The organism is Microbacterium sp. Kw_RZR3, from assembly GCF_029222405.1.
In the GTDB taxonomy this organism is placed as follows: Bacteria; Actinomycetota; Actinomycetes; order Actinomycetales; family Microbacteriaceae; genus Microbacterium.
Genome location: NZ_JARHXC010000221.1, coordinates 48,931 through 64,102, shown reverse-complemented (window position 1 = coordinate 64,102; position 15,172 = coordinate 48,931). Strand labels below are relative to the sequence as shown.

Annotated in this window: 11 protein-coding genes; 6 read left to right on the top strand and 5 right to left on the bottom strand. The window is 71.6% G+C overall.

Features of this window, described 5'->3' with window-relative positions:
* The first annotated feature begins 185 nt into the window (after positions 1 to 185).
* Complete coding sequence (locus P2P98_RS12380; protein WP_275800167.1) at positions 186 to 722, top strand: hypothetical protein; 537 nt, start codon at positions 186 to 188, stop codon at positions 720 to 722.
* A gap of 91 nt (positions 723 to 813) precedes the next feature.
* Here P2P98_RS12380 and P2P98_RS12375 read toward each other — a convergent pair whose 3' ends face one another.
* The 5 genes from P2P98_RS12375 to P2P98_RS12355 form a co-directional block, all read right to left on the bottom strand.
* The gene (locus tag P2P98_RS12375; protein ID WP_275800165.1) at positions 814 to 1,407 is read right to left on the bottom strand and encodes an XRE family transcriptional regulator; all 594 of its coding nucleotides are present in this window, start codon (positions 1,405 to 1,407) and stop codon (positions 814 to 816) included.
* A gap of 61 nt (positions 1,408 to 1,468) precedes the next feature.
* On the bottom strand, positions 1,469 to 3,094 hold the full coding sequence (locus P2P98_RS12370) for an ABC transporter ATP-binding protein (RefSeq protein WP_275800163.1): 1,626 nt from the start codon (positions 3,092 to 3,094) through the stop codon (positions 1,469 to 1,471).
* Positions 3,091 to 4,050 (bottom strand): ABC transporter permease, encoded by a 960-nt coding sequence (locus tag P2P98_RS12365; protein ID WP_275800162.1) that lies wholly within the window; start codon positions 4,048 to 4,050, stop codon positions 3,091 to 3,093. The genes P2P98_RS12370 and P2P98_RS12365 overlap by 4 nt, the downstream gene beginning before the upstream one ends.
* Complete coding sequence (locus P2P98_RS12360) at positions 4,047 to 5,012, bottom strand: ABC transporter permease (protein ID WP_275800161.1); 966 nt, start codon at positions 5,010 to 5,012, stop codon at positions 4,047 to 4,049. Before P2P98_RS12360 ends, P2P98_RS12365 begins: the two co-directional genes overlap by 4 nt.
* Positions 5,013 to 5,100: 88 nt before the next feature.
* The gene (locus tag P2P98_RS12355) at positions 5,101 to 6,630 is read right to left on the bottom strand and encodes an ABC transporter substrate-binding protein (protein ID WP_275800158.1); all 1,530 of its coding nucleotides are present in this window, start codon (positions 6,628 to 6,630) and stop codon (positions 5,101 to 5,103) included.
* A 160-nt stretch (positions 6,631 to 6,790) separates the two neighbouring features.
* Here P2P98_RS12355 and P2P98_RS12350 point away from each other — a divergent pair, with 160 nt between their 5' ends.
* The 5 genes from P2P98_RS12350 (at position 6,791) to P2P98_RS12330 (ending at position 15,122) form a co-directional block, all read left to right on the top strand.
* Entirely contained in the window at positions 6,791 to 7,414 is a 624-nt protein-coding gene (locus P2P98_RS12350; protein WP_275800156.1) for a DUF1028 domain-containing protein, read from the top strand.
* Positions 7,415 to 7,513: 99 nt separating this feature from the next.
* Positions 7,514 to 9,490, top strand: a complete 1,977-nt coding sequence (locus P2P98_RS12345) for a glycosyltransferase family 39 protein (protein ID WP_275800154.1) — start codon at positions 7,514 to 7,516, stop codon at positions 9,488 to 9,490.
* Positions 9,491 to 9,542: 52 nt separating this feature from the next.
* Entirely contained in the window at positions 9,543 to 11,018 is a 1,476-nt protein-coding gene (locus P2P98_RS12340) for a DUF3375 domain-containing protein (RefSeq protein WP_275800153.1), read from the top strand.
* Positions 11,019 to 11,115: 97 nt separating this feature from the next.
* On the top strand, positions 11,116 to 11,775 hold the full coding sequence (locus P2P98_RS12335; protein ID WP_275800171.1) for a DUF4194 domain-containing protein: 660 nt from the start codon (positions 11,116 to 11,118) through the stop codon (positions 11,773 to 11,775).
* Complete coding sequence (locus P2P98_RS12330) at positions 11,772 to 15,122, top strand: SbcC/MukB-like Walker B domain-containing protein (protein ID WP_275800152.1); 3,351 nt, start codon at positions 11,772 to 11,774, stop codon at positions 15,120 to 15,122. The genes P2P98_RS12335 and P2P98_RS12330 overlap by 4 nt, the downstream gene beginning before the upstream one ends.
* The last annotated feature ends 50 nt before the right edge of the window (positions 15,123 to 15,172 follow it).

The window sequence follows — 15,172 nt, the reverse complement described above, 5'->3', positions numbered from 1 at the left end:
CGGCCGCGGCATCCCTCACACCGGGTGTCGCGGCCGACGCTGTTCCGCGCTCCGGACATCCCGCCCGCCCGAGGCGCGGTGCGCGCCGCAGCACGGTCGACACGAGAGACGACTCCGGAGCGCGGGACCGGAGCGAGGGACCCGCGCTCGCGGGGTCTGCCTGCGCCCGCGGGTAGTCTGCATCGATGCGCGTGATCGACGGCTCCGACCGCACCTCGTGGACCATCGACGTCGGCGGGCTGAGCCGCGGCGACCTGATCGAGCGACTCGACGCCCACGGCATCCATCGCAATCCCTTTGCGGAAACCCTCCTCGCGGATGCCGTCTTCGACGACGCCGCGCGCGAGACCGTGGCGGTGGTCGAGAGATCCGTGGCCGACCTCGGATTTCTCGACGGCGCGACCCTGCCTCGCGTCTTCGACGCCGCCGCCCGGCACGGTCTCGGGCTCTGCCCGCCGGTCACCGCGCCGTACCTGCGCCTGGCCACGCTCGATCAGGCGAGCGCTCCCGACAGCATCCTGAGCACCGGCCGCGCACCGACGGGTTCCGTGAACGTCGCCTCCCCCGTGCTGCGCACCGACCACGACTACCCCAAGGGCTTCTACCTGCGCGTCATCGACGGCGTGCCGTGGCTGCGGGGGTACCGCTGTGACGACGAGCACGTGCTGTCGCCGGACGATCGCTTCGCGTTCCGGGCTCCTACCTGCGGGCCGAACTCCTGAGTTCTGTGCCTGAGCAGGGCGCCGGAGCCCCTGGAGAGGGCAGCGCGCACGATATCTCAGGAGATTCGCACGCGAGAGCCGGCGCCCGCGCTCACCGCTCGAACGGGGTGACCGCGCCCAGCACCACGGTCTCGGCGTCGTGGCCGTTCGCCCACCAGTGCGGCTCGGAGCAGCCGTAGGTGACCGTGTCGCCCGCGTGGAGTTCGACCCGGCGATCGGCCTGGCAGACCACGAGCACGCCGGACTCGACCGTGACCGTCTCGGTGCCGATGTGGCGGAACGGACTCGCCTCGTTCGAGAACCCGACGGGCAGCGTCGAGCGGATCAGCTGCAGCATCGACTCGCCGCGGGGCGTCAGGAGCTCGCGGACGGCGCGCTGCGAGGCGGGGGCGTCGACGGCGACCGGCATGACGTGCCGCTTCGCGCGGGTGACAACGGCCAGCGGCACGGCCGGTTCGTCGAGAAGCTGGGCGACCGGGATGCCGAGAGCTCCGGCGAGCCGTTGAAGCGACTGCAGCGAGGGGTTGCCGAGTCCGCGCTCGAGCTGGCTGACCAGGCCGAAGCTCACGCCGGCCTTCTCGGACAGAGCCTGAACGCTCAGGCCGAGGCGCTTGCGGGCATCGCGCACCGCGGCCCCGAGGGTCTCGACGGTGCGCTGCTCATCGGCATCCGTGGCTCTGGTCATGACCGTGTCAGCGTATCGAGATCAGGGCTGATCGGCGCCGTACCCTCGGGTCTCCCGCGCGTCACGCGTGCGCCCTCGGGCCGTCCGGCGGCACCGCGGCGAGGAGCGCGCGCGTGTACTCCTCGCGGGGGTGCGCGAACAGCTCGGGCGCGGGCGCCGCTTCGACGACCCGGCCGCCGCGCAGCACCACGACGTCGTGACTCATCTGCTGCACGATCGCGAGGTCGTGCGCGATGAAGAGATACGTCAGCCCCTGCTCGACCTGCAGACGCCGCAGGAGCGCGAGCACGCGCGCCTGCACCGACACATCGAGGGATGCCGTCGCCTCGTCGAGGATGACCAGCTCGGGCTCGAGCGCGAGAGCGCGCGCGATGGACACGCGCTGACGCTGCCCGCCGGACAGCTCGTGCGGGAAGCGCGCCGCGAAGGCGGGATCGAGGTCGACGAGCTCGAGCAGCTCTCGCACGCGCGCGGAGCGCGACGCGGCCGTCCCTCCGCCGAGGCGATGCACGCGCAGGGGTTCCGCGATCGCGTCGGCGATCGTGCGACGCGGATCGATCGAGGCGAAGGGGTCCTGGAAGACCATCGCGATGCGCCGACGCTCGCGACGCGGGGCGCGCAGCGCGTCGCGCACGCCCTCGCCGGTGGCATCCGCCAGGGTCGCCGTCCCCGCGTGGGGGGCGACGAGTCCGGTGAGCGCGTTCGCGATCGTCGACTTGCCCGAGCCCGACTCGCCCACGAGCGCGAGGGTCGTCCCGCGGCGCACGGTGAACGAGACGTCGTCGACCGCGTGAACCGTGCGGCGGCCCGCGGGGGTCTGCACCGCGAAGCGCACGTCGAGATTCTCGACGGCGAGGAGCGGCCGCGCCGAGGGCTCGGGCGCGGGTCCCGCACCGGCGACCACGCGGGGGCGGGCCGCGAGCAGCTCTCGCGTGTAGGCGTGCTGCGGATCGGCGTACACGTCGGCGAGGGGGCGCTGCTCGACGGCCTCGCCGTGGCGCAGCACGATCACGTCGTCGGCGACCTGCCCGATCACCCCGAGGTCGTGGCTGATCCACACGACCGCGGTGCCGCGATCGCGCTGCAACTGCTGCACGAGGTCGATGATCTGCGCCTGCGTGGTCACGTCGAGAGCCGTCGTGGGCTCGTCGGCGACCAGCAGGGCGGGGTCGCACGCGAGCGCGATCGCGATCATGACGCGCTGGCGCTGCCCGCCCGAGAACTGGTGGGGATACGCCTCCACCCGCGACGCCGGATCCGGGATGCCGACGGCCTCGAGCAGCGAGATCGCCCGGGTGTGCGCGGCCCGGCGGGTGAGTCCGCGATGCGCCTCGAGGGACTCCGCGATCTGCCGCCCCGCGGTGAGGAAAGGGTTCAACGACGTCGAGGGGTCTTGGAAGACGAAGCCGACGGCGTCGCCGTGCACCGACCGGAGCGTGCGGTCGGTCGCTCCGACGAGCTCGACGCCGGCGGCATCCGGACTCGTCCGCAGAATGCTCGAGCCGGACACGCGGCGCCCCGGGGCGTCGATGAGACCGGTCGCGGCGAGGACGGTCATGGACTTGCCCGAGCCGGACTCCCCCACGATGCCGAGCGTCTGCTCGCGCTCGACGGAGAAGTCGAGTCCCCGGACGATGGGGTTCTCGCCGATCGCGACCCGCAGATCACGCACATTCAGAACGGTCATCGCGGGATCTCCTGAGTGGTCGGGGCCGGGTCGGCGAGAGCGAGTTTCCTGCGCCGCCGCTCCCCGTGGCGCGCCTCGATGATCGTGCGCTGGCGCGGGTCGAGGCCGTCGCGCAGCCCGTCGCCGAGCAGGTTGAAGGCCAGGGCCGTCACGAAGATCGCCGCACCCGGGAACACGCTCATCCACCACGCCTGCGAGAGGAAGCCCTGCGCGGTGAACAGCATCCCTCCCCACGACGGCGCCGGCGGCTGGATGCCGAGCCCGAGGAACGACAGGGCGGCCTCGGACAGGATCGCGAACGCCAGGGAGAGCGAGGTCTGCACCACGATCGGCCCGCCGATGTTCGGCAGCACGTGGCGGAGGAGGATGACGGGAGCCGGGGTGCCCATCGTGCGCGACACCTGGACGAACGGCGAGGTCCGCAACGACAGCGTGCTCGCGCGGGCGACGCGGGCGAAGATCGGCGTGTAGACGACACCGATCGCGATGGTCGTCGTGAGCATGCCCGGCTCGAAGATCGCGATGATCGCGAGGGCGAGGAGCAGCACCGGGAAGGCGAACATCACGTCGACCACGCGCATGAGGGTCGCGTCGACCCAGCCGCCGGCGTAGCCTGCCACGACCCCGAGCGCGAGACCGAGCACGAGAGCGATGACCACCGCGATCGCCGCGATCGTGAGCGAGGTGGACCCTGCGAGCAGCACGCGCGAGAAGACGTCGCGGCCGAGTTCGTCGGTGCCGAACCAGTGGGCGGCGCTCGGCGGGGTCAGCGCGTTCGCCACGTCGATCTGGTTGACGCCGTACGGCGCGATCCACGGGGCGAGCACGGACGCCGCGACCACGACGGTCAGCACGACCGCGGCGGCCACGGTGAGCGGATTGGATGCCAGAAGGCGCCACGAGCGGACGCGCGGGCGCCCGACGGCGGGGGCGACGGGGGGTTCGGTGACACTCATGCGGCTCGGATCCTCGGGTCGACGACGGCGTAGAGCACGTCCACGATCAGGTTGACGACGATGAACATGACGGCCACGAGGAGCACCGCGCCCTGGATGAGCGGGTAGTCGCGCGCGGCGACGGCGTCGTACACGAGCCGGCCGAGGCCGGGCCACGCGAAGACGACCTCGACCACGATGACGCCGCCGAGGATCGTCGCGAGCTGGATGCCGGCGATGGTGAGGACCGGCACGAGCGCGCCCCGCACGATGTGGCGCGAGACGACGACCCGACGCGGGAGTCCCTTCGAGACCGCGGTGCGGATGTAGCCCGAGGAGGCGACGTCGATCACGGCCGCGCGGATGTAGCGCGTCATGATGGCGCCCGCGACGAGGCCGACGGTGACGCCCGGCAGGGTCACCTGCCGGAGCCACCCGGCCGGGTCGTCCGCGAAAGCGACGTAGCCGCTGGCGGGGAGCAGGCCCAGCGTGACGGAGAACAGCGAGATGAGCAGCATCCCGAGCCAGAAGTCGGGGATCGAGACGCCGAACTGGCTGCTGAGGCGCACGATGACGTCGCTCACGCGTCCCTCGCGCAGCGCGGAGGAGATGCCGGCGGGGATCGAGATGATCAGGGCGACGACGAGTCCGACGAGCGCGAGGGAAATCGTCGCCGGGAGGCGCTGCAGGAGCGTCGTCGTCACGGGCTGCCCGTTGCGGAAGCTCACACCGAGGTCGCCCGTGACGGCGTGCGCGAGATAGGAGAAGAACTGCTCGGGGAGCGAACGATCCAACCCCGAGGCGGCGCGCAGCGCCTCGTACGCCTCGGGCGTGTAGCGGGTGCCGAGGGCGAGACGCACGGGGTCGCCGGGAACGAGGTGCACGAGCGCGAAAACGACGATGAGGACGCCGAGCAGCACGATGGCCGACGAGAGCAGACGTGCGCCGAGGAAGCGCACCAGCTGGGCGGGGGCGACCCTCATGAAAACCTCCTTGCTCGGCGCCGGGCGGCGACGGCGGTCTGGGGCGTGACCGCGGGGGCACCGGCATCCGGCACCCCCGCGGCGCGCATCACTTGTCGATGCTCGTGCCGGCGAAGCGGATCGCCCGGTCGGCGCGGGTCTCGTACCCCGACACCTTCGGCGACCACAGCTGCGTCACCGAGGGGTTGTAGAGGTAGATGTAGCTGGCCTTGTCGGCGATGATCGTCGCGGCCTGCGCGTAGAGGTCCTTGCGCTTGTCCTTGTCGGTCTCGACGCGGCCCGCGTCGAGCAGCTTGTCGACCTCGGGGTCCGAGAACTTCTGGGCGTTGCTGGCACCGTCGGTGTGGTGCTGCGAGTAGTAGAAGTCGTCGGGGTCGATGTTGCCGAGCCAGCCCATCATGAGCATGTCGAAGTTGCCGGAGTTCTGCTCGTCGAGCCAGGTCGAGAAGTCGGGCTGGCGGATCGAGACCTGGATGCCGAGCGGCTCGAGGTTCGCGGCAATGATCTGCGCGGCCGTGACCGTCTCGGGGTAGTCGCTGGTGGCGAGCAGGTCGAGGGTGCCACCGGTGAAGCCGGCCTCCGCCATCAGCGCCTTCGCCTTGTCGATGTCGGTGGAGTACTGGTCGTACTCGGTGTACCAGAAGCTCTGCTTCGGGATGGCGAGCTGGTTCTTCTCGGCGGTGCCATAGCTGACGGCCTGGACGATGGCATCCCGATCGATGGCGTAGGCGATCGCCTGGCGCACCCGGACGTCGTTCCACGGGGCCTTGGCCTCGTTGAGCGCGAGGTACCAGTAGTCGCTCGACGGCGTCTGGCCGAGGGTGACCGAGCTGTCGCTCGAGAGCTGCTCGACCTGCTGTGGGGGCACGACGTCGGTCCAGTCGATGTCACCGGCCTTCAGGGATGCCAGGGCCGTGGCGGGCTCGGAGATGAAGCGGTACTCCACTCCCCCGAGCTTCGGCGCGCCGCCCCAGTAGTCGGGGTTGGCCTTCAGGGTGATGTGGTCGCCGGCGACGTAGTCGCTGACCGAGAACGGTCCGGTTCCGACGGGCTTGGTGGTGATGTCGCCGGATTCGACGTTGCTCTTCTCGACGATCGCCATTCCCTTGAAGCCGCCGAGGTTCGACAGCAGGTTCGGGGTGGGCTGCGAGACGGTGATCACGACCGTCTTGTCGTCGGGGGCGCTGACGTCGCTGACGGTCGAGAACTTCCACGCGTTGGCGAGCTTCTCGTCGATGATGCGGCGGTACGAGTACACGACGTCTTCGCTGGTGAGGTCCGAGCCGTCCTGGAACTTCACGCCGTCACGCAGGGTGAACGTCCAGGTGAGCTGGTCGTCGCTGGTCTCCCAGCTCTCGGCGAGCGCGGGCTGCATCTCGAGGTTGGCGTCGGGCTGGACGAGCGTGTCGTAGACGTTCTCGAGCACCTCGAACGCGAAGTACGACGTCGTCTTCTGGGGGTCGAGCTGGTCGGGCTCGCCACCGATCGCGGCGACGAGGGTCTGACCGGATGCGGAACCGGAGTCGCCGAGGTCGACGCTCTGGCCCGCGGAACAACCGGCGAGGGCGAGGACCGCGGCGAGCGCGCCGGCGATGCCGAGAGTGGTGCGCGATGTCATGTGATTGCCAATCGGGTGGGCGGGTCATCATTTAGATGATGTTTCGATCAGTATGTGCAAGCATGGGGGCGGGCACAAGCCCGGGGCGGCCTCGAAACACGATCGTCACAAAGCCGCTCCGACCCGACCGCCCGCCCTTCGTCGACCCCCGGGAGCGCCCATGACCTTCACCGTCCTCGCCCGTGACACCCGTCGCGGCCTGATCGGTGCCGCGACGGCCAGTCGCTCCCTCGCCGTGGGGGCGTCGGTGATCGCCGTGGATCCCGCCGTCGGCGTCGCGGCCAGCCAGGCGTGGACCAACCGCGCCCTGCGGGGACGCCTGCTGACCGCGATGCGCGAGGGGAGCACGGCCGCCGAAGCCGTGGCATCCGTCCCCTCCTGGGATGACGGGCACGCCCTCCGGCAGGTCGCGGCTCTCGCGTGGGACGCGCCCGGGGCGGCTCGCTCGGGTGAGTCGATCACGGCCTGGGCGGGGCAGGCGACGGCGACGGATGCCGTGTTCGTCGGCAATCTGCTGACCGGGCCCGAGGTGCTCGAGGCGATGAACGATGCCTGGGTCCGCGGTGAAGGCGACTTCGCGGACCGACTGATCGAGGTGCTCCGGGCCGGGGAGGCCGCCGGTGGCGACGCGCGCGGCCGGCAGAGCTGCGCGCTCCTGATCGCATCGCCCGAGGACACCGTCCTCGACCTCCGCGTCGACGACCACGACGAACCGCTCGCCGAGCTGGCGCGGCTGCGGACCCTGTCGATGATCCCCGTCGAAATTCCGAGCGCTGCCCGCTGAGCGGGATCACGCGGACCTGGACATCTCCACCCGCACATCACGGCGAGCTCATAGCCCGCTGCTATGCCGACACGGATACGCGGGGCGATGCTGTGGGGCGTGACCGAACCCCTCCCGCTCGCGCGCTGGTGGCGCGAACCCCTCTGGGCGAAGGGCGTGCTGGCCGCGATCCTCGCCGGCAGTGCCCTGTTGATGACCTGGAACCTCGCCCGCGGCGGCGACTTCGCCTTCTACGAGGCCGCGGCCCGATCGATGTCGGAGTCGTGGCGCGCCCTGCTGTTCGGCGCTTTCGACCCGGCAGGGACGGTCACGCTCGACAAGCTCGCGGGCTTCGCCGTGCCCCAGGCCATCGCGATCCACCTCTTCGGCATGTCGACCTCGGCCGTCGCGCTCCCCCAGGTGATCGAGGGTCTGGTCACCGTGATGGCCTGCGCGGTGGTGGGCCTGCGCGGGGGAGGGACGGGAGCGGGACTCGTCGCCGCTCTCGCGGCCGCGTCGACGCCGATCTTCGTGTCGATGTTCGGCCACCCGATGGAGGACGGCCTGCTCACGATGGCGCTCGCGGTGGCCCTGGTGTGGTGGCAGCGCGCGATGCTCACCGCGCGGTGGTGGCCGCTCGTGATGGCGGCGGTCTTCATCGGGGTGGGGTTCCAGGCCAAGATGATGTCGGCCTGGTTCGTCCTTCCCGCCCTCGTGGTGGGGACCGTCATCGCGACGCCCGCGATTCGGCGGGGACTGGCCCGCGCCGCGGCGCTGGTCGGCGCGAGCGTGGTGGCCTCGATCGCGTGGATCGCCGCGATCGCCCTCACCCCGGCCGCAGCGCGCCCCTACATCGACGGCTCGACCGACAACGACGTCTTCGCGATGGTCTTCGGATACAACGGCCTCGACCGCTTCGTTCCGGGTGCCGTGCCGGGCTCGGTCGGCGGCCCGACCGGAGGCGGGCTCGGCGAGGGTCTCAGCGCGCTCGGTCGCGCGGTCAGCGCGCACGCGGGCGCCGCCAACGGGGGATCGTCTCCCACGAAGCTGCTCGAGATGCCGCTGGTGACGCAGATCGGCTGGCTGTATCCCGCGGCCCTGGTCGGTCTGGCTCTCGCTCTCTGGCGATTCTGGCCGCGGCGCGCGCGCCCCGGGGATCGAGCGCGCTTCGCGCTGGCCGTCGTCGCGGGTCTGTGGCTGACCACCTCGGCGGTGGTCCTGTCGGCCACGAAGGTGCCGCACACCGCCTACGTCGCGGCCCTCGGCGTGCCGCTCGTGCTGCTGACCGCGATGGCGTGGAGCGAGGGCGGCCGCCTGCTCCGCTCGCCGCGGCGCCGGGATCGACTGGTGCTTCCCGCGCTCCTCGTCGCACAGGGCGCCTGGTGGAGCGTGCTGGCCCGCGAGGCGCAGCTCCCCGAGGCCTTCGCGACGGGCGCGGGCGTCGTCCTCGTCGCCGGCGTGGTGCTGGGCATGATCGGCGCGTGGCCGCGTCGCACCCGTCCGGCGCTCGCGCGCGCGCTTCCCGCCGTCCTCGCCCTGGCTCTGCTCTGCGCCCCGGTCGCGGCGAGCCTGCAGGTGCTCGATGCGAACCGCGACGGGAGCGGCGGCGACGCGTACGTCGGGATCGCCCCGCGCTCCGCGCACGCCACGGAGCCGTTCGCGATCTCACCGCCGGCGTTCTGGGGCGGCACCCCGCAGATCTCGTCGGGGGTGGCGCAGCTCGCTGCCGCCGCGCGCGCGGACGGCGGCGGCGCCGACGGCGCGCCGCTCCTCGTGAGCGACAGCTGGTCCGTGTCGGCGCAGATCATCGACGCCACGGGTGCCAGCGTTCTGACCGACGGCGGATACTCCGGTCGCGTGCCCGTGTTCACGGCATCCGCTCTCCAGTCGATGGAGCGGTCGGGTCACGTCCACCTGTTCGCCGTGTCGTCGGGGGCGTCGAAGAGGGATCCGGTCCGCGAGGTGGCGACGGAGCCCGGATGCCACGAGGTCAAGGCGTGGCAGCTGGGCGACCCGGGCAAGGCGGGAGACACCGCGCACGGGTCGAGCAAGCCGGGGAGTGTCGCGCTGTATTCCTGCGGGGGCGGGGCGACGTGAGCTCCCGCCGGCGGGATCGGTCGCGAGTCTCCGCGCCGGTAGACTCCCCTCAGTGACCACCACCCGCACCGAAGCCGCGTACCTGCGCTCGGTGACGGCGTTCAAGAACCCGACGCTCGACCTCCTGCACGGGCGTTTCGCGCCCTTCGTCGTCGCCGTCCTGTCGGTCGTCTTCACCCCCGACCGTCCGGCCGTCGCCGTCGCCGACGCGCACGTCGAGGTCGCCGAGGCGATCGACGAGTTGCGCGCCGCGGGATACGACACCGACGACGACCGCCGGATCCCTGCCGGGTCGGCGCGCGACATCTGTCGCGGGTGGGTGCGCGTGGGGTGGCTGGGGCTGCAGATCGAGGACGACGTCGAGGTCTACCGCCTCTCGGCGCACGCGGTCGGCGCGCTCGAGATCGCCGGCCGGGCCGGTGGGGGTCGGGCGCGGGTGTCGCGCTCCCGTGTGCGTACCCTTCTCGACGCGGTCGAGCGGCTGGCTCGCGACGCCGAGAGCGATCCCGCTCGCCGCCGCGAAGCCCTGCTCGAAGAGCGGGCGGCCCTGGATGCCGAGATCGCGGCCCTCGACGAGGGCATCGTCGAACCGCTCGACGACGACCATCTGCTCGAAGAGGCCGAGAACGTCATCCATCTCGCGCGCGAGCTCCCCGCGGACTTCTCGCGCGTCGCCGAGTCGATCGCCGCGATGCAGCGCGACGTCGTCGCGGAGCTGCGCCGCGACGTGCGCCCCACCGGGGAGGTGCTGCGCGAGTACCTCGAACGCGGGCGGCAGGTGATGCAGGCGACCCCCGAAGGCCGCGCGTTCCAGGGCGCGCTCCGCCTGATCGGCGACCCCGAGAACATCGACGACCTGATCGACCAGCTCCACGCCGTGCTCGCGCAGCCCTTCTCGCGGCTCATGACCCCGGACCAGCGCGGAGAACTGGATGCCATCGCCCGCCGCGTCGAAGCGGGTGTGCAGGAGGTGCTCACGGCGCAACGGCGCGCCTCGCACGTCATCACCGCCCAGGTGCGCACCCACGACCCGATCCGCGACCGCCAGGTCGACGACCTGCTGCGCGGCGTGATGGCGGGGCTGCACCGCTGGAGCCAGACCCGCTCCCCCGGCCGCGTCGAGCCGGTCCGGACCCTCCCGCTCGCCGACGTCGGGCATCTGCGCCAGTCGATCAGCGACGTCCGGCCTCCCGGGGCGCCCGAGCCCCTGGCATCCGAGACCCCCGATGTCGAGTTCGTCGACGCCGACACGCGTGCGTGGGGCGGGCCGCACTACGCCGAGCTCGAGGAGTACGTCGCGCGCCTGGGCGACGGCTTCGACCTCGCCGACGCCTTCGAGGGCGCGGATGCCGAGACCCGGCGCCCCGTCGACCTCGTGGGTCTGCTCGAGATCGTGCACCGCCGTGGTCTGACCGAGACCGACGACGTCTCGATCGTCGAGGCCGTGCGCCCCGACGGAACGACCCGGCGTTTCGCGTTCGGGGCGGTCCGGGCAGGAAACAGGAGAGAACAGGATGCCGATGAGTGACGTGAGCACCTCGAACGCACCGACGGCGGCTGCGACCGACCGAGGCGGCGACGGCGAGTTCGAGGCATCCACTCCCGCCTTCATCGCCCCCGTGGCGATGGAGAACGACCCCGACGCGCTCTTCGCCGGCGACCGGGGCACACTCGACGCCGACGTGCGGCGCGTGCTCGTGCGGATCCTGCAGCGCCGGTTCCTGCTCGCCGAGAGCTCGCCCGCCGAGTGGAAGCTGCTGCTCGAGCACCAGCAGATGATCGAGTCGCGGCTGAACGACCTGTTCGTGCGGCTCGTCGTCGACCACGCGCGAGGGGTCGCCTACAAGGAGCAGGTGCGCAGCGACGAGGTCGACGTGCCGATCCTGCTGAAGGACGAGGCCTACTCGCGCGCCGAGACGCTCGTGCTCGTCTACCTGCGGACGGTGTTCCAGCGCGAGACGACCGCGGGCACGGCATCCGCCCGGGTCGATGTCGAAGAGGTCGAGCAGACCGTGCTCACGTACTTCAGCGAGACCGACGGCACCCGCGCGAGCCAGCAGCGCGCGGTGCGCACGGCGATCGCGCGCCTGGACCGCGAGGGGATCATCGAGGAGGAGTCCGAAGGGCGCTACCGCATCGGATCTCTTATTGAGGTGGTGCTGAGCGCAGAGGTCTTGCGGGAGCTTCAGCGCTGGCTCGACGAGCAAACTCAGGATGCCGAGGCACCGGCGGTGCGCGAGCGCGAGGTCGTGGCATCCGGGGCTTCCGAAGGAGACTCACTGTGACCATGCTCGAGACCCTCTTCGGACTCATCCCCGCCGCGTCCCGCGGTCAGCAGTGGGTCGCCGAAGACCTGCAGCTGATCAACTGGGGCGGCTATGACGGCATGCACCGCGTGCGGTTCGCGCCGACCGCGACGCTGCTGTGCGGCGGGTCGGGCTCGGGCAAGTCGACGCTCATGGACGCGTACGTCGCGCTGATGATGCCGCACACGACACCGTTCAACGGCGCCTCGAACGGGGCGGTCGTGGGGCGTCCGCGCGGGCAGGAGCAGCGCAACATCCTGTCGTACGGGCGGGGCAAGCTCGACGAGTCGCGCACCGACGAGGGCACGAAGGTGCGGGTGCTGCGCGGTGACGGCGTCGACACGTGGACCGCGATCGCGATGACGTGGGCCGACCACGACGGCGCCCGGTTCACGGCGGTGCGCGCGTGGTACATCCCGGCGGCGGCGCGGACGCTCGACGACGCCGTGAAGGTGCGCGCGACCGTGCACGGCGCTTTCGACCTGCGTCAGCTCGAGCGAGCGGCGCAGAGCCACCTGTCGGATGCCGCCGTGCGGGCGACGGGACTCGACACCCTCGCGACCGACCGCGAGTTCTCGGCGCGGTTGCACGCCGTGCTCGGGATCGGCGCGGCCGGCGCGGGGACGAAGGCGATGAGCCTGCTCGCGCGTATTCAGGCGGGGCAGCAGATCACCACCGTCGACGACCTGTACAAGCGCATGGTGCTCGAAGAGCCCGAGACCCTCGCGGTCGCCGAGGCGGTCGTGTCGCACTTCGACGGACTCGAGTCGACGCGCACCCGCATGCTCGAGGCACGCCAGCAGGTGCGCGCGCTGCAGCCGATCCGCGGGATGAAGACACGCATCGACGAGGCGGCGGAGCGGTTGCGGCTCATCGAGGCGCTCGGGAGGTTCAGCGACCCCGAGTCGCGCGCGTCGCTGTGGCGGGCGCAGCGTCGGGTCGACCTGCTCGGCGCGGTCGAAGACGAACTGCGCGAGCGCACGCACGCGACCGACGCCCTCGTCCGCGAGCGGCAGGCGCTGGCCGACGCGGCCGAGGCCGAGCGCGAGGGACTCGGCGACGTGCTCCGTGCCGCAGGCGGCGACCGACTGGACGTCGCGCAGCGCGAGCTCCGGGGACTCGAGCGACGCCTCGCCGGGATGCAGCGCGATCGCGAACGTTTCGAGGCAGCGCTCGCCGTGCTGTCGGTCGAGGTCACGACCGAGAAGCAGTTCACCGCCCTCGTCGACGAAGCGCGCCGCACCCTCGGAGACGCGGATGCCAAGAGCGCTGTGCGCGAGGCATTCGTCGCCGCCAGCAGCGCGCACACGGACGCTCGCCAGAAGCTCGCGGCGCTCGAGGCCGAGCACCGGCGCACGCAGACCCGCGACGACAACATCCCCCCGCGACTGCACGAGGCGCGCGAAGCACTGGCGGAGGCGGCGGGTCTCACCGCGGCCGAACTGCCCTTCGTCGCCGAGCTCGTCGACGTCCGCACCGAGTTCGAGCCGTGGCGCGGGGCGTTCACGCTGGCCCTCGGCGGTTTCGCGACGACGCTGCTCGTGGATGCCGCGCACCTGGCATCCTTCCGCTCCGCGATCGACGGCGTGCGCCTCTCGGAGCGTCTGCGGTTCGAGGGCGTGTCGACCGGGATGCCGGAGCGCACCGGGCTCGACCCCGCGACGCTCCCCGGGCGCCTGGAGTACCGCCGCTCCCCCTTCACGGGCTGGCTGCAGGACCGGCTCGAACAGCAGTTCGCGTTCGTGTGCGTGGACAGCGCCTCCGAGCTCACCGGGCATCGCATGGCGTTGACGATCTCGGGGCAGACGAGCCAGGGCGCTCGCGGGGCTCACGGTGGGTCTTCCCGCCACAGCATCCTCGGGTTCTCGAGCCGCGTGCGCCTCACCGAGCTGGGCGAGCAGATCGTCACCGTCCGCCGCGAGCTCACGGCCGCGAAAGCCGCGGTCGACGAGGCCGCCGCCGCGCTCGATGCGTTCGACGAGCGGCGGAGCGCTCTCGAGAAGATCGCGGACCTGTCGTGGGACCAGGTGGACGTGGCATCCGTCGAGCGCGACCTGGAGCGCTGGAACGAGACGATCGTCGAGATCACCGCCGGAAACCCGCGCATCGCCGAGCTGCAGGAGCAGATCTCGGGCGCGAAGGCCCGCGTCGCGCGACTGCGGGAGGAGATCGGCGGAGCAAAGACCGAGCAGCAGGCGCTCGCGGCACGGTGGGCGGAGGTCACGGACGACGTGGACAGCGCGAAGGAGCGACTCGAACGCGCCGAGGACGCCGAGATGGAGCTGTCAACGGACGAAGCCGCGTATCTCGACGGGCTCTTCGTGGCGCCGTCGAACGATGCCTCGCCGTCGCAACTGCTCGCGCGCTTCGACGCCGCGCTGGAGTCCGCCTCGAAGCGCTTGCTCGAGGAGCAGCGTGCGGCCCAAGAGACCTGGGGCGATCAGCGCGAGAGCCTCCGGCGCACTCTCACCGCGTTCACCGACCGGTGGCCGAGTCCGAACCTGCTCGCCGATCCCGACGAGTCGCTCGGTGATTTCGAGCGGATCCTCGCCGACCTCGAGGCGAGCGGTCTGCACGAGCTCGAAGCGGAGTGGCGCGACTCGCTGCTGCGCCTGTCGGGCAACGACCTGACGAACCTCGATTCGGCGCTGACGCGCGCCCTGCGCGAGATCCGCGAACGCATCGCCCCGATCAACGACATCATGCAGGACCTGCCGTTCTACGACGACGAGCACCGGCTGCAGATCGTGCCGCGCGAGAACCAGTCGGAAGTCCGTCGCCGGTTCCGTCGCGAGCTGCGCGACGTGCGGGCCGCGATCGACGCCGCGTCATCGGACGAGGAGCGTGAGGCCGTGTACGGGCGGATGGCGCGACTGATCAACCGCATCCGGCCCACGGCTCCCGATTTCGCCGACCTCGTCGACGTGCGGAACCACGTGCGCGTGAGCGCCGAACGCTTCCGCGCCGATACCGGCGAGCACGTCGCCCTGTACGACCACATCGGCGAGAAGTCCGGTGGGGAGTCGCAGGAGCTCATCGCGTTCATCGTCGGCGCGGCCCTGCGGTACCAGCTCGGGGATGCCGGGGCCGAGCGCCCGCGGTATGCCCCGGTGTTCCTCGACGAGGCGCTCATCAAAGCCGACGCGCACTTCACCAAGCGCGCGATCGGAGCCTGGCGGGGACTCGGTTTCCAGCTCGTCATCGGCGCGCCGAACGACAAGTACAGCGCGATCGAGCCGCATGTCGACGTCGAGTACGACATCCTCAAGGACACGCGGGGGCGGTCGTGGGCGAAGGCGAAGGTGGGGGTGGCGGCGGACGCGTGACGCTCGGGCCGGGCCTGCGGTCGCGGCCGAGAACGCGGGTCTGCCGGCGT